Genomic DNA, 18684 nt, shown 5'->3' with positions numbered 1-18684 from the left:
GGGCTCACAAACAGGCAGGCCGACTAGCCATGGATCTTGCTCTCATCGCCCTTTCCGCGCGCCCGCTCGCCGCCGCCGCCGCGCGGGCCGGGTTCGCCGCCCTGGCGCTGGATCTGTTCGCGGATCTCGACACCTGCGCGCATTCCGCGCGCTGCGTGCGCGTGCACAAGCGCAATGGATATGCCTTCGACGGGGACGACCTGATCCAGGCCCTCACCAGCCTTTCCCCCGCCGGCCTGCCGGTGATCCTCGGAAGCGGGCTGGAGGATGATCCGGACCTCATGGCCCGCATCGCGGTGCGCAATCCCATCCTCGGCAATTCGCCGGAAACCGTGCGAGTTCTGAAGGATCCGCTCGCCCTTGCCGGCATTTGCAGCCATCTCGGCGTGCCCTTCCCGGAAGTGACCATCGAGGCCCCGGTTCCGGGGGCGTTCGGCGGTGCGCCCATCCTGGTGAAGAAGATCGGCGGTGCCGGCGGTGGCCACATCCGCCGCCGCGCGCCCGGGGACCTCTCCGCCCCCGCCGCCGGTGACTACCTCCAGCGGGAGGTGAAGGGGGAGCCTTATTCCCTGCTGCTGCTAGCCAATGGCCACAAGGCCGTGGTGGTGGGCGCCTCGCAGCAGTGGCGCGACGATGATTGCGAGCATCCGTTCCGCTATGGCGGTGTCGTCGGCCCCGTCGCCCTGCCGGCGGCCCACGCCGAGGCCATGCGTGAGGGCGCCACGCGCTTGGCCCTTGCCTGTGGGCTGGTGGGCTTGATCTCCATGGACTTCGTGGTGGGCGAGGATGGCTGGTTCCTGGTGGAAGTGAACCCCCGCCTGGGCGCGACCCTCGACATTTTCGATGTGGACCCGCTGCCGCCTTTGCTGGGCCTGCATCTGGCCGCCTGTGGCGGCCGCGTGCCGGCGAGCATCCCGGCCCCCGCCGAGGTTCATGCGAGCCAGGTGCTCTACGCAGAGACGGACCTTCTGGTGCCCAACTGCGCGCTCCCGCAATATGTGGCCGACCGGCCGGCAGCCGGCGCCGCCATTCCGCGCGGCGCACCGGTATGCACCGTGCGCGCCAGCGGACCCACCGCCGAGATCGTGCGGGCCCGCCTCGACGTACTGATGGCCGAAGTCCGCGCCGAACTCGGCTTCGCTTCCCTGGCCGAGCCGGCGGCCTGACACCCCGAGCTGAGCACGCCCATGCCCGAGTGCGAGATGCCTGAGCGCGAAATGCCTGAGCGCGAAATGCCTGAGCGCGAGAGGGCCGAGCACGCCGCCGCCTGCTTCCTGGCGGCGTGCCGGGCGGAGCTGCAGGCGCTCAAGCCCGGCAACGTGCATGTGTTCGCACCCGGCCACGGCATGGAAGTGCGTCACTTCGAGCAGGCGGCGCAAGCCGCCGCAGACGTGATCGCGCGGCCAGGCATCCAGGTGGGCGTTCGCATTCGGCGCGCGGTGGACGCCTCGCTGGCCGTGGCCGGGTGCAACACCAATCTGGGCATCATCCTGCTTGCGGCGCCGCTCATCGCGGCGGCGCTGGCGCCGGAGCCGGGTAGCCTGCGCGCCCGTTTGGCGCAGGTGCTGGCGGGCCTGACCCTCGACGATGCGGAGAATGCGTTTCGCGCCATCGCCACGGCCAAGCCCGGCGGCTTGGGTAATGCCACGGAGGGCGATGTGCATGCCCCAGCGCCATCTGATCTGCGCACGGCCATGAGCCTTGCGGCGGATCGCGACAGCATCGCCCGCCAGTATGCCACCGATTTCGCCGACGTCTTCGCCATTGGCTTGCCGGAGCTGGAAGCGGAGCCCTGCGCGCCCTACGGCGTGGAGAATGCCTATCTCGCTTTGCTGTGCACCTTTCCGGATAGCCACATTGCCCGCAAGTTCGGCAACCAGACCGCGGAAACGGTGCGCGACGAGGCCCAGCAGCTCCGCCGGGCCATGGCCGGGGCCGATGAATCGCGGCGGCATGCCCTACTGGCGGAGTTCGATGCCAGCCTGAAGGCGCGGGGCATCAATCCCGGCACCACCGCCGACCTTACCGTCGCCAGCATCCTCGCCGCCCTGCTCGCGGCCTAAGGGCCAGCACGGAAGCGCTTTCGAGCGGAGCCGCAGCGGCCCGCAGGGTGAAAACCTGCCACCGCGCCGTGTGCGAGTGCGCCGTGTGGGAGCATTCCCCGCGCCGTGGAACGGGGAATGCTCAAGGCCACCTGCCTGCCATCAAGCCCAGGGTCAGAACTTCACCGACAGCACGCCACGGCCCGCATTGGAGGTGACGCCGTCGCCGAAATTGCCGTCATAAGCGAGCCCCAGCGTCACGCCATTGACAAGGCCGAGGTCCAGCCCACCCGTGACCACCACGCTGTCCGTCGCCACCGGCACGCCTTCCACCAGGAAGGAAGTGCCCAGGCCGATGAAGGTCAGGCTCTCGGTTGGCGTGACATCGCCAAAGGCATGACGCCAGCCGGCGGAGGCATAGGGGGTGAGGCGCATGCCCTCTTGAAGGGTGAAGCTGCCCGCCGCGCGCAGACCCAGGGTGGAATAGGGCGTGCTCATGGTGGCGCCATCCGAGCGCAGGCCGGACACCGGCGCCCCGGTCTCCGAGAAGCTGCCGAAATCCGCATAGCTCCAGGCCATGCCGGCAAACGGCTCCAGCGCGACCGGCCCCATGGCCAACGTGTAGCCCACCTCGCCGAACAGGTTGGCGGACGTCGCGCCGTAATCCGCCTGCGGTCGCTCCCCGGTCAGGGCCACGAACCGGGAGGTGGAGATGCTGCTCCAGCCGATGTCCGCGCCCGCGCGCAGCTTCCAGGCATCGAAGCTGGCGCCCGCATAGCCCGCCACGCGCGCCGTATCGGCATCGGACGAGGCATTGGCCACATCCGTGGAGCTCGACGAATAGCCCACAGCGAAGCCATAGGTGAGGTGGCCATCTGTGGCATCCAGGCCCACCAGCGCGCCGCCGGCTTTGGTGGTCACGTCCTGCGCGCCAGCGTTGGAATCCACCCACTGGCCGTAGCCCTGCGCCCAGGCGGTGAGCACCGGGCCGGCGGGTTGCACCGGAGTGGGCATCGCCCTGAACGGCCCGGCCTCAACCTGGCGCGGCTCAGCATAGGCGCTCGCCGGCCCGCCGAAGCCCAGCGCGGCCTGCGCGCCCGAGCTGCCCGCATAGCCCGCCTGACGCAGGCGGCCCAGCAGGGTGTCGTTGACCAGCGTGTTCTCGCTGAAGATCGCCGCGCCCTGAAGGGTCGCGTGGATGCCGCCGGAAAGCTCGGTGAGCGCGGTGCGCACGGTGCCGGCGGAAGTCTGCTGCAGCATCAGATCATAGAGCGCCCCGAAACCCGGAGTGGCTCCGGCGCCGTAGAGATCCAGCGCATTGGCCACCGCCAGCTCGTTCGCCCCCACTGCGTAGGCCGAGAACTGCGTGCCGTTGCGATCGAGGCTGAGGATGATGGCATTGTCGTCCGCGCTGAGGTGCGGGGTGAGGAAAAGATATCCCGCCGTTTCGCTCACGCTGCCGAAATTGCCGGTCACGCCGCCGGTGGCGATCAGAATGGCGTAGTCGGTGCCCCACTCCAGATGGCCGGTCTGGGTGTTGAGCACCACCTGCGCTCCACTGTCGACGCTGGCTGCGCCGCCGGCCGCGATCAGGTCCACCGTCCCGGCCGCCGAGGTCTGCAGCTGGTAGGCGGAACCGGCCTCGAAGGTCACGTTCCCCGCCACAGCCAGGGTGCCCGGAGCCCCGGTGGTGCCGGGCGCGACGAGGCCCCCCGCCCCGACGCTCAAGGCGCCGATGGCGCCGGTGCCCAGCAGGCTGCCCGCGAGCCCGCTCGCCGTGTCGCCGGCAACGCGGACCGAGGCGCCGGACAAGTCGGCACCGGCCAGGCGCAAGGTGGCGCCGACAACGTCCGCCGAACCGGCAAAATCTGTGGCTCCGGAGACCAGCCAGTTTGAGCCGATGGAAAGGCTCAGCCGCTCGAAACCCTGATAGGTGGCGCCATCGCCCAGCAGGGAGAGGTCGAAGGCGCCGTCCACCTCGCCGAGCCGCAGGGTGTCGGTGCCGCCTTCGGCCCGCACCGCGCCGACCACCTGGGAGCCCGCCTCATAGACGAACTGGTCGTCCCCATCCCCCATCGCCACGGCATAGGTGGTACCGGAGATGGTGCCGTAATTGATGATGGTGTTGCCGAAGGTGCCCGCGGTGTTGACGATGCGGATGCCGAACCCATCCTCGCCGCGAATGGTGCCGTAATTGACCACCGAAAGGGCGCTGAAGACGTCGCCATTATTGCTGTCGTCAGCCAGGATGCCGTTATTGGCGCCGGAGATGAGGGCGCTCGTCACCTCCGCATCGCCATTCAGGATCGCGCCGCCGCCAATGGCGATGCCCTCGCTGGTGCTGGGCTTCAGCTCGCCCGGCTTGGTGCCCTTGGAGCCGAGACCGGAGATGGTGCCGTAATTGACGATGGTGCCGGCCTGGTCGAAATCCACGCCGTCGCCATCGCCGAAGCTGGCGGCCGGATCAAAGGTGCCGGTGATCGTTCCGTGATTGACCACGACGCCGCTGCCATTCGAGTTCACGCCCGAGCCGTTGCGGCCCTCGATGGTGCCGTAATTGCGCACATCGAGGAAGTCCTCGGGGCCGGACGCCTTGATGCCATGATATGCGCCGGAGATGAGGCCGCCGGCCATGTTGGTGATGGTGGCGCTCATGCCGCCGGCCATCCCCTCGCCATCGATCTTGATGCCGGAATTGTTCTGGGTATCGGCAGTACCGGCCGCGTAATTGGAGATGATGCGCCCGTAATTGGTCACATCCATGCCGCTGGCGCCCTGGATGGCGTCATCATCGGCGGCCGTAATCAGGCCCGTCTCGGAATTGTTGATGGTGATGATGGCGTTCTGCGAGGCGATGCCGCCCAGGTCGATCGCCTGGCCATCCACCGTGGAGCGGATGGTCCCCGAATTGGAAATGGAGATCAGGGGCGACGCGGTGCTGGCGCCATCGGACGAGAGCTTAATGGCGTCGTCCGTGCCGGAAATGACACCACCTTCCTCATTGGCGATGGTCAGGGCCAGCAGGGTCTCGAAATTGGCGGGCGTATCCATCTTGATGGCGCGCTTGCCGCTGGCCGTGGTCTCCAGGGTCCCCGAATTGGAGATCACCACCACCCCGCCGCCAAGGCGCACCGCATCGCTGCCCTCGGATCGGATGGTGCCGCTGTTGGAGACGAAGACGACCGCGCCGTCGCTATCCGCCTTGTCGAAATCCAGGACCTGCCCCTCGGCCGAGGAGATGACGCCGCCATTGATGACTTCCAGGAAGCCTCCGTCGAAGGTGCCCTTGATGCGCAAGGCATCGTCGGTGCTGGCCACGGTTCCCGTATTGGTCAGCGTGAAAAAGCCGCTGACATCGGAAGCCGTGTCGATGCCGCGGTCCGTGGAGGTGATGACCCCCGCATTCTGGATATCGACGCCGGTCCCGGTCGCCGGCGCGCTCCAGGTGATGGCGGCATCGGAGCCCCCATCCAGGGTCGCCCCGGCCGCGATGGTGCCCGTATCGGTACCCGAGACGCTCTGCGGACCAGACGCCGGCGGAACGGTGAACGAGCCGGCCAGGGCTGCATTCCCCAACCCCGCGCACACCAAGGCAAGAACGAGCGAGCTGGCGGAGGAGCGCAGAAGATGCATTGGCCTGAGGTCCTGGCGGTAAGGGAAGGAGTAGGCCCTTCGTAGGGGCTCCCCTGCGACACTACCATGACACAGCAGGCCGCGTCGTGCGCGGTGCCGCCTTTTGGCCCCAATCGCGGCATTTGCGCCACCGATTCACGGGTGTCACGTTCACTCGATGGGAAAATCGAAGTACGTGTCGGGAAATGGCTCGTTCGCCAAAGTGAAGTGCCACCACTCCTGCTCTATGGGCTTGAAGCGGTGCGTCTCCATGAGTGTGGCCAGCAATTGCCGATTCGCCTTCTGCTCCGCGCTCACCTCCTTCGAGGCCGGCCAGGACCGCGCGCTGAAGAGATCGAACGGCGTGCCCATGTCGAGCTCAGCGCCGGTGGCGGCGTTCACCAGGGTGAGATCGAGGGTGGAGCCCCGCGAGTGCCCGGAGCGTTCGGCGATATAGCCGAGCGCGAACAATTGGGATTTGTCCACGTCCGGGTAATAGACCGCCTTCGTGCGGGTGTCGGAAAGATCGGCCGCCCAGCGGGCGAAGTGGGCCACGGCGCGCGCTGGCCGGTAGCAATCGAACAGCTTCAGCTTCAAGCCCTTGGCGTGGGCATCCCGCGCCACGCCGGCCAGTGCCTGGGCCGCCGGCCTCGTCAGCAGGCAGCGCGCGGCGCCATAGCCATCAACAGGCGCTCCCACGAAATTCTGCGTGCCCGCATAGCGCACATCGAGAACCACGTCGGGCACGATCTGCGTCACGTCCACGAACAGGTCCGGACGTTCCGCGCGGACCTCGGTGGCCAGGCTGAGGCCGGCGATGCCGAGGGCGATCGCGGCGGGTTTCACGAACTTGTCCATCAGGCGGCGGGGCATTCCATCATCCAAAGCAGCGCTTGAATGTAGCGTGCTCCCGCGCCGCAGCAAAGGGAAGGCCGCCGGTGCTCCCGGCGGCCGAACTCCCACCCAGGCTTCAGGAGAAGAAGCTGGTAATGGTCTGCCAGATGCTCTTGCGCGGCGCCGCGGCGAGGTCGGCCGCGGCGGGCTTGGCATCAGGGCTCGCAACCTCGGGACCCGACAGGGACTTTTCAACCGCCGCAGGGGTGATGACGGTCGAGAAGGCCGAAATCTTGGCCAGGGTGACCGGGCCAGCCATGCCGTCCGCATCCAGCCCATTCTTCGCCTGGAATTCGCGCAGCGCCTTTTCCGTCCCGGCGCCGAACACGCCGTCAGCGCCCACGCCCAGAGCGGCCTGCAGCTTCTTCACCGCCTCGCCACGGCTGCCGGTGGCCAGCAGGATGAGCTCGGGCAGTTCCAGGGTCAGGAAGGTGTCCGGGCCCGCCACGCCGTCGACGGCAAGGCCATGGGCCTTCTGGTAGGCCTTCAGGGCCTCCTCGGTCGCCGGGCCGAACTGACCGTCAGCAACCACCCCCAGCTTGGTCTGCAGAATTTTGACCGGCTCTCCAGCCAGTCCGCGCTTCAGCACTGCCATGGTCGCTCCTCCGATGCGATCGGTGCCCGGGATTCTCGGGCCTGCGGAAAGTCCCCAACTGCCTATAACAGAATACCACGGCAGAGGTACATGCGCTCCGACATAAGAAAAATGCCGGGCCCAGTTACGGACCCGGCAAGTATCGCCGCTAAGCGGCGAACCTTCCAGAGGGGAACAGCTGAAGCATCAGTCATGATGCGATCAGCGCATGTGCAAACTGCACGCTCTTTAGGCATAAATCAATGGCAATTGACTGCATGTCAGGCATGCGCCGCACGCGGGCCTATTCCCACCAGCCCTGCGTAAAACGTCACACGGACGATAAACTTCAGTAATTCCAACGCTGTGCCTTGGAGATCAGGAAGTCGCGGAAGACCTGGATGCGGGCCACCGAGCGCATTTCCTGCGCATAGGTAAAATAGGCCTCCAGCTTCGGCGTCTCCCGATCCGTGAACAGCTGGACGAGAGAGGTGGCGTCATCGGTCAGATAGTCCGGCAGGGTGCCGATGCCGACGCCGCGCTCCACCGCCCGCTTCAGGCCCAGCACACTGTTCACCTCGAAGGCGGGGATGCGCGGCACAGTGCCATCCCGCCCGGCATGCTCAAGCCAATTGAGGCCCTGGAAATAGGAAGGAATCGGCCCGCCGAGCAGCAGGATGCGATGGCGGTCCAGCTCGTCCAGAGTGCGCGGCTGGCCATGCCGCTTCAGGTAATCCACCGAGGCATAGGCGTGAAAATGCACGGTGAAGAGCTTGCGCTGCACCAGATCCGGCTGCACCGGCTGGCGCATGCGAATGGCCACGTCCGCCTCGCGCATGGCAAGGTCCAGCTCTTCATCGGTCAGAATGAGCTGAATGCGGATATCCGGGAACAGCTCCACGAACTCGCCGACCCGCGCGGTGAGCCAGTGGGTGCCCAGCCCAACCGTGGTGGTCACCCGCAATTCCCCATTGGGCTTCTCGCGGCTGTCGGACAGCTGGGCCCGGGCCGATTCCAGCTTCAGGAACACCTCATGCGCGGTGCGGTAGAGCAGCTCGCCCTGCTCCGTGAGAATGAGGCCGCGGGCATGGCGGTGAAACAGGGGCACCTTCAGCTCGGCTTCCAGTGCTGACACCTGCCGGCTGACCGCCGATTGCGACAGCCCCAGCGTCTCCCCGGCATGGGTAAAGGAGCCCGCTTCAGCAGCGACGTGGAAGACCTTCAGCTTGTCCCAGTCCATTGGGGCCCCGGCATGTGCGGCATCCGGCGGAATGCGGGATGCGTCGAGTGCGATGGTTTGAAATGGAAAGGGCGCCGCACGGCTGCGGCGCCCAAACACCTATTCGGCGGCTTCGGCCATGGCTTGCGCCAGGAAGCGCTCGGCCTCCAGCGCCGCCATGCAGCCCCGCCCGGCGGCGGTCACCGCCTGGCGGTAGACATCGTCCGCCACGTCGCCGGGCGCGAATACGCCGGGCACCGAGGTGGCGGTGGAATCCGGCGCGGTCCAGACATAGCCCGAGGGCTTCAGCTTGAGCTGATCCTTCACCAGCTCGGTCGCCGGCGCGTGGCCGATGGCCACGAACAGGCCGTCGGCCTTGAGTTGGCGGGTCTCGCCAGTCCGCGTGTCACGCAGCGTGACGCCGGTCACGTGGGTGGGCTCGTCGGCGCCCAGCACCTCCGTCACCTCCGCGTTCCACACCACGTCCACCTTCGGGTTGGCGAACAAGCGATCCTGCAGGATCCGCTCGGCGCGGAAGCCCTCGCGCCGGTGGACCACGGTGACCTTGGCCGCGAAATTGGTGAGGAAGAGCGCTTCTTCCACGGCGGTATTGCCGCCGCCCACCACGATGACGTCCTTGCCACGATAGAAGAAACCGTCACAGGTGGCGCAGGCGGAAACGCCGAAGCCGCGATAGGTGTTCTCGCTCTCCAGCCCCAGCCAGCGCGCCTGGGCGCCGGTGGCGAGAATGACCGTGTCCGCCGTGTAGGCCACGCCCGACTCGGTGACGAGCCGGAACGGGCGCTGGGACAGATCGAGGCTGGCCACGTGGTCAGCCACCAGCGCGGTTCCCACATGCTCCGCCTGGGCGCGCATCTGCTCCATCAGCCAGGGCCCCTGCACCGGCTCGGCGAAGCCCGGATAATTCTCCACCTCAGTGGTGATGGTGAGCTGGCCGCCGGGCTGGATGCCCTCGAACAGGATGGGCTGGAGCATGGCACGGGCGGCATAGATGGCCGCGGTGAAGCCCGCCGGCCCGGAGCCAATGATCACGACTTTGGTATGCTGGACACTCATAACGTCCTCGACGCGCTCGGCCCCTCGGGGCGAACACGCTGCGGGTGGCGCAGGCGGGGGATCCCCGGCCATGCCCCAGCGCAGCGTAAGCTATGCGCAAATGTAGGGGCTCCACCGCATCGCCACAAGGCATCGCCGCGGTGCCCGCGCCCATCTTTCGAGTCCATTGTGCACTGGATCTGTGGCGAAAGATTATTTCGTTGCGTTGCCGCAATCGCGCACTAAGGTGCCGGTGCGCCGGACATCGGCGACCTGCCCACCGGGAGCACGCCTTGACCGTTCGCCTTGATGCTGTCGATTGGAAGATCCTCGACGAGCTCCAGCGCGACGGGCGCATGACGAATGTGGAGCTTTCCCGCCGGGTCGGCATCTCCGCTCCACCCTGCCTGCGCCGCGTGCGGGCGCTGGAGGATGATGGCATCATCCAGGGCTACCGGGCCCTGCTCGACGAAAAGCGCCTCGGCTACGACCTGATGGCCTTCGCCATGGTCCACCTCATCAGCCAAGCGGAAACCGACCTCGCCGCCTTCCAGGAACGCATTGACCAGTGGCCGCTGGTGCGCACCGCCTGGATGCTCTCGGGCGATGTGGACTTTATGATGCTGTGCGTGGCGCCGGACCTGCGCACCTTCCAGAACTTCGTGCTGGAAATCACCGCCACCCCGAATGTGCGCAATGTGAAGACCGCGCTCACCCTGAAGCAGGTGAAGAACGCCCCCGCGGTGCCGTTGGAAGCCGGCCTGCCGCGCCTTTGAGCCCTGGTACATTTTCCGCGACCCAGAAGCGGTGAACGACTCCAACCTCTTGAGTGCCTGCAGCGCTCGCGCGAAGCGGAATCCGCTCCGCCCGAACATGGCCTAACGCTCCCCCCGCTCGGCGCGCAACCGCGCCCAATAGTCCATGCGCTTCCGGATCTCGCGCTCGAAGCCACGCTCCACCGGGTGGTAGAAGCTCTGGCGGCCCAGCGCCTCGGGGAAGTAATTCTGCCCTGAAAAGGCATCCGGCTCGTCGTGGTCGTAGCGATAGCCCTGGCCGTAGCCTTCCTTTTTCATCAGCTTCGTCGGCGCATTCAGAATATGCTTGGGCGGCGTCAGGGATCCCGCCTCCTTTGCCAGACGCTGGGCCGCCTTGAAGGCCATATAGACCGCGTTGGACTTGGGCGCCGTAGCCACGTAGACGACCGCCTGGGCCAAGGCCAGCTCACCTTCCGGGGAGCCCAGGAAATCGAAGGCATCCTTCGCCGCGCTGGCCACCGCCAGAGCCTGCGGATCGGCATTGCCAACATCCTCGATGGCCATGCGCACGATGCGCCGCGCCAGGAAGAGCGGGCTTTCCCCCGCATCCAGCATCCGCGCCAGATAATAAAGCGCGGCATCGGGGTCGGAGCCGCGCACGGATTTGTGCAGTGCGGAAATCAGGTTGTAGTGGCCATCCTCGCTCTTGTCATAGATGGGCGCGCGGCGCTGCACCACATCCGCAAGGCCGGCCACGTCGAACACCTCGCCGGTCCGCGCGGCGCGCCACACTTCTTCCGTCAAGGTCAGCGACGCGCGGCCGTCACCATCGGCCATGTTCACCAGCGCCAGGCGGGCCTCCGCCGTCAGCGGCAGGGGCTTGTTCTCGATCTCCTCCGCCCGCGCCAACAGGCGGCCGATGGCATCGGCGTCCAGAGCACGAAACACCAGCACCCGCGCCCGCGACAGCAGCGCCGCATTCAGCTCGAACGATGGGTTTTCCGTGGTGGCGCCCACCAGGGTGACGGTGCCATCCTCCATCACCGGCAAGAAGCTGTCCTGCTGGGCGCGGTTGAAGCGATGGATCTCATCCACGAACAGCAGCGTGGATTGCCCCACCCGCCGCCGCGCCCGCGCCTGCTCGAACACCTTCTTCAGGTCCGCAACACCGGAAAAGATGGCGGAGATCTGCTCGAAGTGAAGGTCCGTGGCCGATGCCAGAAGCCGGGCCACGGTGGTCTTGCCCGTGCCCGGCGGCCCCCAAAGGATGAGGGAGCCCAGCGAGCGGCCCTCCAGCATGCGCGTGAGCACCCCATCCGGCCCCACCAGATGGTCCTGGCCCACCACCTCCGCCAGCGTGGTCGGCCGCAGCCGATCCGCCAGGGGGCGAGAACCGCCCTCCCCCGCGCCGGCAGGCACACCCGCCGCTTCGAACAGGTCGCTCATCTCACGCCTCAGCCCGGCAGCAACGCCGAAATCGCGCGGCCGCCGCGAATGACCACAATGCGCCACGCGCGCATGGGAGTCTGGGTCAGCGTCTCAAGCTCGCGCGTGCGGCCGATCTTCTCCCCGTTGACCTCCACGATCACGTCGCCCGGCTTGAAGCCGGCCATCGCCGCCGGCGTGCCATCCGCGATCTCCGCGATCACTACGCCCGTGGACGCCCCATCCACCCGCATCTCTTCCGCAACCGCCGGCGAGAGGTTCACAATAGTCGCGCCGCCGAAGGGCGAACGCGAGCGCAGCAGCACCTCATCCCGAGCCGGCGTTTCCGGCGCACTTTCCAGCACCACGACGACGCTCTCCGGGCGCCCGCCGCGATTGAGCCCCAGCGCCGCGCGGCTGCCGATGGGCCGGGTCGCGAGCCGGTAGTTGAGCGACTCCGGATCATCGATCCCCTGGCCCTCCACGGCAACGATGAGATCACCCACCTTCAGCCCCGCCTTCGCAGCCGGACTACCCGCCGTCACTTCCCGCACAAGGGCGCCCGACGGCCGCGGAAGGTTCAGGCTGTCGGCGATCTCCGGCGTCACGCGCTGCAGCTTGGCGCCGAGCCACGGCCGCCGCACCGCCTTGCCGCCCGACTTCGCCTGCTCCAGCACCACCCGCACCATGTTCACCGGAATGGCAAAGCCGATGCCGATGGAACCGCCCGAGCGGGAATAGATGGCGGTGTTGATGCCCACCAAATGCCCCGACATGTCCACCAGCGCACCACCCGAATTGCCGGGATTGATGGCGGCGTCAGTCTGAATGAAGAACTGGTAGTCGGACACACCAACCTGCGTGCGCGCAACCGCGGACACGATGCCCTGCGTCACGGTCTGCCCCACGCCGAAGGGATCGCCGATGGCCAGGACCAGGTCCCCGACCGCGAGCTCGTCCGAATTGCCCAGGTCCAGCGAAGCGAAGCTCTCCTTGCCCTCCGGCTTGATGCGCAGAATGGCAAGGTCGGTCCGCTGATCGCGCAGCAGGACCTCGGCCTCATATTCGCGCTTATCGTTGAGCGCCACGCGGATCTCATCCGCCCCTTCGATCACATGGTAGTTGGTCACCACCAACCCAGAGGGATCGACGATCACACCTGAGCCCAGCGAACGCTGCATCCGCTCCGGCGCACCCAGGCCGGGAACGCCCCCGGGGGCGCCGAAGAAGCGGCGGAAGAAGGGATCATCAAAGAACGGGTTAGCCCGCTGCTGCGCGGTCTTCATCGCATAGACGTTCACCACAGCCGGAGCCGTGCGCGCGACGACCGGCGCAAACGACAGCTTCACTTCCGCCTGCGAGGCCGGCACGCGCTGCGCCTGCGCGGATGCGCTCCCCGCGCCAAACGCCGTCGCCAGCGCCACAGCCCCGGCGGCCAAACAGAGCGAAAGCCGTCTCAGCATCCCGTCACCCTTCTTGCTTGCTCATGGTGCCAACGCGCCAGTCCGCACATCTCGCCGATTCGCGCTGCTCGGCCACCTCTGGACGAAAAAAAGGGCGGCCCGAGGACCGCCCCTTTTCAATTCATCGCGTGCGCGAAAAGCTCACGCAGCAGCGGCTTCACCGGCCTCGGCCTCGGCGCGGGCGCGATCGGCGGCGCCCTTGGCGTCCTCGTCGCGATCCACGAACTCGATCACGGCCACGGCGGTGTTGTCGCCATAGCGGAAGCCGGCCTTGATGATGCGGGTGTAGCCACCCGGACGCGCCGCATAGCGGGGCGCCAGCACGTCGAAGAGCTTCTTGACGACCGTGAGGTCGCGCAGCTCGGCAACGGCCTGACGACGAGCGTGCAGATCGCCCCGGCGAGCCAGGGTCACCAGCTTCTCGACCACGGGACGCAGGTCCTTGGCCTTCGGCAGGGTGGTGACGATCTGCTCATGGGTGATGAGCGCGCCCGCGAGATTGGAGAACATCGCCTTGCGATGCTCCGCCGTGCGGTTGAATTTGCGGTGTACCTTGCCGTGACGCATGACGGCGAACTCCTGAAAGATGACGGCGGCGAGCCGAAAGGTTGCGCGGCTCGAGCCGCTTATGGGTTCAGTAGTGTTCCTCGAAGCGCTTCGCGAGCTCTTCGATGTTCTCGGGCGGCCAGCCGGGCACTTCCATGCCCAGGTGCAGACCGAGGGAGGCGAGCACTTCCTTGATCTCGTTGAGCGACTTACGGCCGAAATTCGGCGTGCGGAGCATCTCCGTCTCGCTCTTCTGGATCAGGTCGCCGATATAGACGATGTTGTCGTTCTTCAGGCAGTTCGCCGAACGGACGGAGAGCTCGAGCTCGTCCACCTTCTTCAGCAGGGCCGGAGAGAACGGCAGCGTCTGGATCGCGGTCGTCTCGCTCTCGCGCTTGGGCTCTTCGAAGTTCACGAAGATCTCAAGCTGATCCTGCAGGATCCGCGCCGCATAGGCGAGCGCATCCTCCGGAGAGATCGAGCCATTGGTCTCGATCTGCATGGTCAGCTTGTCATAGTCGAGAATCTGGCCCTCACGGGTGTTCTCGACCTTGTACGAGACCTTGCGCACCGGCGAATACAGGCTGTCGATCGGGATGAGGCCGATCGGGGCATCCTCGGGACGGTTGCGATCCGCCGCCACATAGCCCTTGCCCGTGTCCACCGTGAACTCGACCCGCAGCTCAGCTCCCTCATCGAGGGTGCAGATCGCAAGGTTCGGGTTCAGAACCTGAACGTCGCCCACGGTCTGGATGTCGCCGGCATAGAGAACGCCGGGACCAGTCTTCTTCGCCACCATGCGCTTGGGGCCATCGCCCTGCATCTTGATGGCGACATCCTTCACATTCAGGATGATGTCGGTCACGTCCTCGCGGACGCCGGGGATGGACGAAAACTCGTGCAGCACCCCGTCGATGTGGATGGACGTCACGGCCGCCCCCTGCAGGGACGACAGCAGGATACGCCGCAGAGCATTGCCCAGCGTCATGCCAAAGCCGCGCTCAAGCGGCTCCGCAATAACGGTGGCCAGGCACTTCGGATCGCTACCCGGGCTCACCTGCAGCTTCTCGGGCTTGATCAGCTCTTGCCAGTTCTTCTGAATCACTTGCATCACCTTGCTTTCTCGCCGGGCTGACACGGCTACCGGGGCTTTGAAGACCTCATCCGGAGGTGCAGACCCGTCCCGATCGGGGAGGAGAAACCGGGCAAACGACCCGCAAGCAAAAACTCGCGGGACCAAGAGCGGATCAGACGCGGCGGCGCTTGCGCGGACGGCAGCCGTTGTGCGGGATCGGGGTCACGTCACGGATGGAGGTGACGAGGAAGCCCGCTGCCTGCAGCGCGCGCAGCGCGGACTCACGACCCGAACCAGGACCGGACACTTCCACCTCGAGGGTGCGCATGCCGTGCTCCGCAGCCTTGCGGGCGGCGTCTTCCGCCGCAACCTGAGCCGCATACGGCGTAGACTTGCGCGAGCCCTTGAAGCCCATGGCACCTGCGGACGACCAGGAGATGGTGTTGCCCTGAGCGTCGGTGATCGTGATCATGGTATTGTTGAACGAAGCGTTCACATGAGCCACGCCCGAGGCAATGTTCTTACGCTCGCGACGACGAACGCGGGTAGCTTCCTTAGCCATACTCTTTTTGATCCTTCAAACGCGCCCGTAGCACCAGGCGCTCGGGATGACCCCCTTCGGGGCCGGGAAACGGGCAAGGCCGGCAGCGCCGGCCTCCCCTCATCCAGCCTTGCGGCCGATCACTTCTTCTTGCCAGCGATGGGCTTGGCCGGCCCCTTGCGGGTGCGGGCATTGGTGTGCGTCCGCTGGCCGTGCACGGGCAGGCCACGACGGTGACGCAGACCGCGATAGCAGCCGAGGTCCATCAGGCGCTTGATGTTCATCGCCACTTCACGCCGCAGATCACCTTCCACGATATAGTCGCGGTCGATGGCCTCACGGATCTGCAGCACTTCCTGGTCGGTGAGCTGATTCACCCGGCGCTCAGCCGGAATGCCGACCTTCGTCACGATCTCTTCGGCGTTCTTGGGGCCGATGCCGTGAATGTACTGAAGCGCGATGACAACGCGCTTGTTGGTCGGGATATTGACGCCTGCAATACGAGCCACTGCTCTCTCCATGTACCGTCTGCGATTTTCACGCCAACGGAGGGAACTCCGCGTCCGGTGGAGCCCGGCCCCTGCGGAGACGATTACGCCGCGAATACGACAAAGGTGCCACCACGCCCTGCCCTTCCAGGCGGAGCGCGCAGCACCAACTTCCGAAGCGAGAGAGTGCCCTTAGCGGGAATTAACGAAAGAGTCAATTCCACTCCATGGCGCCAGCCCCTGCCCCCGGCTCCCCGCTCTCCTCTTGCGGCCTCCTGCGAGCGCCGACGATGGAAAGCCGCGGGTCGCGCCGAGGCGCCTCTCTTTTGAAAAACAAAAAAGGCTCCTCGCCATCGGCGAGGAGCCCTTCATTCAGCCGGCCCCGTCACGCTGCCTGGCGAAGCACACCATCAATCGCGGCGGTGACCGAATCGATCTCCATCATGCCATCGATCTGCTTCAGCTGACCGCGCGCCTTATAGTAGGGCGCGACTACGGCGGTGTCGCGGTTATAGGCCTCAAGCCGGCTCTTGAATACGTCCGGATCATCATCCTTCCGAACGGCTTCGCCCCGTGCCCGGGCCTCCGCTGCGCGGTTGATGATGCGGTCGACCAGCTTTTCCTGGTCCACCACCAATTCGATCACCGCATCGAGCTTGATTCCCTTTTCCGCCAGCATGCGGTCCAGCTCTTCCGCCTGCGCCACGGTACGCGGGAAGCCGTCGAGGATAAAGCCGTTCTTCGCGTCGGGCTGCGACAGGCGGTCTGCAATGATGCCAATGACAATCTCATCGGACACCAGCCCGCCGGCTTCCATCACCTCTTTGGCCTTCAATCCGATCGGCGTTCCCGCCGCAACGGCCGCGCGCAGCATGTCGCCGGTCGAGAGCTGAACGATACCATGGCGGGTCACCAGGCGCTGCGCCTGGGTTCCCTTCCCCGCGCCGGGCGGGCCAAGCAGAACGAGCCTCATCACTTTCTCCTCCCCCCACGCAGCTTCGCCTTCTTGACCAGTCCTTCGTACTGATGGGCGAGCAGGTGGCCTTGAATTTGCGACACAGTGTCCATCGTCACACTGACAACAATCAAGAGCGACGTTCCGCCGAAATAGAACGGAACTGCCGCATAGGAAATCAGCAGTTCGGGGAAGAGGCAAACGGCGGCGATGTACGCGGCACCCACCACAGTGATGCGGGTCAGCACATAGTCGATGTACTCGGCGGTACGCTCACCCGGACGGATACCCGGGATGAAGCCGCCATGCTTCTTCAGATTATCCGCCGTCTCCACCGGATTAAACACAATCGCGGTGTAGAAAAAGCAGAAGAACACAATCAAAGCCACATACAGCGCCATATACAGCGGGCGCCCATGGCCGAGGAAGGTCGTGATGGTCTGGAGCCATTCCGGCCCCTGGCCCTGCGTGAAGCTCGCAATCGTCGTCGGAATCAGCAGCAGCGACGAAGCGAAAATCGGCGGGATGACGCCCGACGTATTGAGCTTCAGCGGCAGATGCGAGGACTGACCTTCGTAGATCCGATTGCCCACCTGACGCTTGGGGTACTGGATCAGCAGACGCCGCTGAGCGCGCTCCATGAACACGATGAAGGCGATGACCACCACGGCCATCACAAGCACCGCGAGGATCGCCAGCGTGGAAATGGCGCCCTCGCGGCCGAGCTCCAGCGTCCGCACGAAGGCGCCCGGAAGCTCCGCGACGATACCGCCGAAAATGATCAGCGACGTCCCGTTACCAATGCCGCGCGAGGTGATCTGCTCGCCCAGCCACATCAGGAACATGGTGCCACCGGTGAGCGTGATCACCGTGGAAATGCGGAAGAACCAACCTGGGTCAGCCACAACGCTCCCCGACCCCTCAAGGCCGACCGCAATACCGTAGGCCTGGAACAGTGCCAGAACCACAGTAAGATAGCGTGTATACTGATTGAGCTGCTTGCGGCCCGCCTCACCTTCCTTCTTCAGCGCTTCCAGCGTCGGAGAGACGCTCGTCAGCAGCTGAATGATGATGGAGGCCGAGATGTACGGCATGATGTTCAGGGCGAAAATGGCCATGCGCTCAACAGCGCCGCCCGAGAACATATTGAACAGGCCAATGATGCCCTGGTTCGCGGTCTTGAACACGTCCGCAAGGGCATCGGGATTGATTCCCGGCATGGGAATGTACGTGCCGAGCCGATAGACGATGAGCGCGCCAAGGGTGAACCAAATGCGCTTCTTCAGCTCCTCGGCCTTGCCGAGGGCGCCGAAATTGAGGTTCGCCGCGAGTTGTTCCGCCGCCGAGACCATGCCTTGCTCCGCTGGACGCCACCCCTGAGGGGCGGCCCTGATTATGGGCGGGATTTGCGGTGCCAAGGCGGCGCCGGCGCAACGCCCTTAAAAGCACATACCCGGCGCGGGGCCGGGCTGCCAAGGGCGAAAGGCTGCACGAGATGCCGCGCCGCGCACCAAAAGCGGCCGGACTTTAAGCCCGGCCGCCTATTTTCAAACGGTTTCTTCGCCGACGCTCGGCGCAGCAAGGAGGATCACCTTGCCGCCAGCAGCCTCAACGGCCGACTTGACCGAAGCGGTCGCGTAAGCGACCTCCAGCGTCACGCCCGTCTTCAGCTCACCGCCGCCCAGCACGCGCACACCGTCCTTCGGACGACGCAGAATGCCAGCCGCCACCAGCGCGAACACCGTGATCGGCTCCGCCGCATTCAGCTTGCCGTCATCGATGGCAACCTGAATCCGACCAATGGCCACTTCGTTGTAGTCGAGGCGGAAGATGTTGTGGAAGCCACGCTTCGGCAGGCGCCGATGCAGCGGCATCTGACCGCCCTCAAACCCCTTCACGGCAACGCCGGTCCGGGACTTCTGGCCCTTCACACCGCGGCCGCCAGTCTTGCCCTTGCCGGAGCCGATACCGCGACCAACGCGGATGCGGCTCTTGCGGGCGCCCGGGTTATCCCGGATCTCATCGAGCTTCATCGTTCA

The 18684-nt window shown here is 65.9% G+C and carries 17 protein-coding genes; 3 read left to right on the top strand and 14 right to left on the bottom strand.

Annotation, left to right across the window (positions count from 1 at the left end; all coding sequences use genetic code 11):
- Positions 1-29: 29 nt before the first annotated feature.
- The gene (locus V5F26_RS12460) at positions 30-1166 is read left to right on the top strand and encodes an ATP-grasp domain-containing protein (RefSeq protein ID WP_394946058.1); all 1137 of its coding nucleotides are present in this window, start codon (positions 30-32) and stop codon (positions 1164-1166) included.
- Between the two features lie 51 nt (positions 1167-1217).
- On the top strand, positions 1218-2063 hold the full coding sequence (locus V5F26_RS12455; protein ID WP_394946057.1) for a triphosphoribosyl-dephospho-CoA synthase: 846 nt from the start codon (positions 1218-1220) through the stop codon (positions 2061-2063).
- A gap of 153 nt (positions 2064-2216) precedes the next feature.
- Here the strand turns inward: V5F26_RS12455 and V5F26_RS12450 are convergent, their stop codons facing one another.
- The 5 genes from V5F26_RS12450 to trxB form a co-directional block, all read right to left on the bottom strand.
- Positions 2217-5675 (bottom strand): autotransporter domain-containing protein, encoded by a 3459-nt coding sequence (locus V5F26_RS12450; protein WP_394946056.1) that lies wholly within the window; start codon positions 5673-5675, stop codon positions 2217-2219.
- A gap of 150 nt (positions 5676-5825) precedes the next feature.
- Complete coding sequence (locus V5F26_RS12445; protein WP_234050041.1) at positions 5826-6527, bottom strand: M15 family metallopeptidase; 702 nt, start codon at positions 6525-6527, stop codon at positions 5826-5828.
- Between the two features lie 97 nt (positions 6528-6624).
- The gene (locus V5F26_RS12440; protein WP_234050040.1) at positions 6625-7143 is read right to left on the bottom strand and encodes a peptidoglycan-binding domain-containing protein; all 519 of its coding nucleotides are present in this window, start codon (positions 7141-7143) and stop codon (positions 6625-6627) included.
- A 328-nt stretch (positions 7144-7471) separates the two neighbouring features.
- Positions 7472-8362, bottom strand: coding sequence for a LysR family transcriptional regulator (locus V5F26_RS12435; protein ID WP_234050039.1), 891 nt, complete (start codon positions 8360-8362; stop codon positions 7472-7474).
- A gap of 99 nt (positions 8363-8461) precedes the next feature.
- Positions 8462-9418 carry a thioredoxin-disulfide reductase gene (gene trxB / locus V5F26_RS12430; protein ID WP_394946055.1) on the bottom strand — a complete coding sequence of 319 codons (957 nt, stop codon included), beginning with the start codon at positions 9416-9418 and terminating at the stop codon, positions 8462-8464.
- Between the two features lie 272 nt (positions 9419-9690).
- Between trxB and V5F26_RS12425 the strand changes: the two genes are divergently transcribed.
- Positions 9691-10173 (top strand): Lrp/AsnC family transcriptional regulator, encoded by a 483-nt coding sequence (locus V5F26_RS12425; protein WP_234050037.1) that lies wholly within the window; start codon positions 9691-9693, stop codon positions 10171-10173.
- Between the two features lie 102 nt (positions 10174-10275).
- On the opposite strand, the gene V5F26_RS12420 is transcribed toward V5F26_RS12425, so the two are convergent.
- The 9 genes from V5F26_RS12420 to rplO form a co-directional block, all read right to left on the bottom strand.
- Positions 10276-11598, bottom strand: coding sequence for a replication-associated recombination protein A (locus tag V5F26_RS12420; protein ID WP_394058933.1), 1323 nt, complete (start codon positions 11596-11598; stop codon positions 10276-10278).
- Positions 11599-11606: 8 nt separating this feature from the next.
- Positions 11607-13040 (bottom strand): DegQ family serine endoprotease, encoded by a 1434-nt coding sequence (locus tag V5F26_RS12415; protein ID WP_394058935.1) that lies wholly within the window; start codon positions 13038-13040, stop codon positions 11607-11609.
- 141 nt (positions 13041-13181) lie between these two features.
- Positions 13182-13607 carry a 50S ribosomal protein L17 gene (gene rplQ / locus V5F26_RS12410; protein ID WP_394058937.1) on the bottom strand — a complete coding sequence of 142 codons (426 nt, stop codon included), beginning with the start codon at positions 13605-13607 and terminating at the stop codon, positions 13182-13184.
- A 67-nt stretch (positions 13608-13674) separates the two neighbouring features.
- A complete protein-coding gene (locus V5F26_RS12405) occupies positions 13675-14697 on the bottom strand; it encodes a DNA-directed RNA polymerase subunit alpha (protein WP_394058939.1) in 1023 nt (340 codons plus the stop codon).
- A gap of 136 nt (positions 14698-14833) precedes the next feature.
- Positions 14834-15223 carry a 30S ribosomal protein S11 gene (gene rpsK / locus V5F26_RS12400; protein WP_234050032.1) on the bottom strand — a complete coding sequence of 130 codons (390 nt, stop codon included), beginning with the start codon at positions 15221-15223 and terminating at the stop codon, positions 14834-14836.
- Positions 15224-15342: 119 nt separating this feature from the next.
- The gene (rpsM, locus tag V5F26_RS12395; protein ID WP_234050031.1) at positions 15343-15711 is read right to left on the bottom strand and encodes a 30S ribosomal protein S13; all 369 of its coding nucleotides are present in this window, start codon (positions 15709-15711) and stop codon (positions 15343-15345) included.
- A gap of 364 nt (positions 15712-16075) precedes the next feature.
- Positions 16076-16663 (bottom strand): adenylate kinase, encoded by a 588-nt coding sequence (locus V5F26_RS12390; RefSeq protein WP_394946053.1) that lies wholly within the window; start codon positions 16661-16663, stop codon positions 16076-16078.
- Positions 16663-17997, bottom strand: coding sequence for a preprotein translocase subunit SecY (gene secY, locus V5F26_RS12385; RefSeq protein WP_394058942.1), 1335 nt, complete (start codon positions 17995-17997; stop codon positions 16663-16665). The genes V5F26_RS12390 and secY overlap by 1 nt, the downstream gene beginning before the upstream one ends.
- A gap of 195 nt (positions 17998-18192) precedes the next feature.
- The gene (rplO, locus tag V5F26_RS12380; RefSeq protein ID WP_234050028.1) at positions 18193-18678 is read right to left on the bottom strand and encodes a 50S ribosomal protein L15; all 486 of its coding nucleotides are present in this window, start codon (positions 18676-18678) and stop codon (positions 18193-18195) included.
- Positions 18679-18684: the final 6 nt, after the last annotated feature.

The organism is Xanthobacter variabilis (genome assembly GCF_043831965.2).
Classification (GTDB): domain Bacteria; phylum Pseudomonadota; class Alphaproteobacteria; order Rhizobiales; family Xanthobacteraceae; genus Xanthobacter.
Note: the sequence above shows the minus strand (reverse complement) of the source record. Positions and strands in the feature narration are given on the sequence as shown.

Excerpts from the sequence above, each read along its gene's own strand:
- V5F26_RS12445 (WP_234050041.1), bottom strand. The coding sequence starts at position 6,527 with ATGCCCCGCCGCCTGATGGACAAGTTCGTGAAACCCGCCGCGATCGCC.
- rplQ (WP_394058937.1), bottom strand. The coding sequence starts at position 13,607 with ATGCGTCACGGCAAGGTACACCGCAAATTCAACCGCACGGCGGAGCAT.
- V5F26_RS12440 (WP_234050040.1), bottom strand. The coding sequence starts at position 7,143 with ATGGCAGTGCTGAAGCGCGGACTGGCTGGAGAGCCGGTCAAAATTCTG.
- secY (WP_394058942.1), bottom strand. The coding sequence starts at position 17,997 with ATGGTCTCGGCGGCGGAACAACTCGCGGCGAACCTCAATTTCGGCGCC.
- V5F26_RS12405 (WP_394058939.1), bottom strand. The coding sequence starts at position 14,697 with ATGCAAGTGATTCAGAAGAACTGGCAAGAGCTGATCAAGCCCGAGAAG.
- trxB (WP_394946055.1), bottom strand. The coding sequence starts at position 9,418 with ATGAGTGTCCAGCATACCAAAGTCGTGATCATTGGCTCCGGGCCGGCG.
- V5F26_RS12460 (WP_394946058.1), top strand. The coding sequence starts at position 30 with ATGGATCTTGCTCTCATCGCCCTTTCCGCGCGCCCGCTCGCCGCCGCC.
- V5F26_RS12435 (WP_234050039.1), bottom strand. The coding sequence starts at position 8,362 with ATGGACTGGGACAAGCTGAAGGTCTTCCACGTCGCTGCTGAAGCGGGC.
- rpsK (WP_234050032.1), bottom strand. The coding sequence starts at position 15,223 with ATGGCTAAGGAAGCTACCCGCGTTCGTCGTCGCGAGCGTAAGAACATT.
- V5F26_RS12455 (WP_394946057.1), top strand. The coding sequence starts at position 1,218 with ATGCCTGAGCGCGAAATGCCTGAGCGCGAGAGGGCCGAGCACGCCGCC.
- V5F26_RS12450 (WP_394946056.1), bottom strand. The coding sequence starts at position 5,675 with ATGCATCTTCTGCGCTCCTCCGCCAGCTCGCTCGTTCTTGCCTTGGTG.
- rplO (WP_234050028.1), bottom strand. The coding sequence starts at position 18,678 with ATGAAGCTCGATGAGATCCGGGATAACCCGGGCGCCCGCAAGAGCCGC.
- V5F26_RS12415 (WP_394058935.1), bottom strand. The coding sequence starts at position 13,040 with ATGCTGAGACGGCTTTCGCTCTGTTTGGCCGCCGGGGCTGTGGCGCTG.
- V5F26_RS12420 (WP_394058933.1), bottom strand. The coding sequence starts at position 11,598 with ATGAGCGACCTGTTCGAAGCGGCGGGTGTGCCTGCCGGCGCGGGGGAG.
- V5F26_RS12390 (WP_394946053.1), bottom strand. The coding sequence starts at position 16,663 with ATGAGGCTCGTTCTGCTTGGCCCGCCCGGCGCGGGGAAGGGAACCCAG.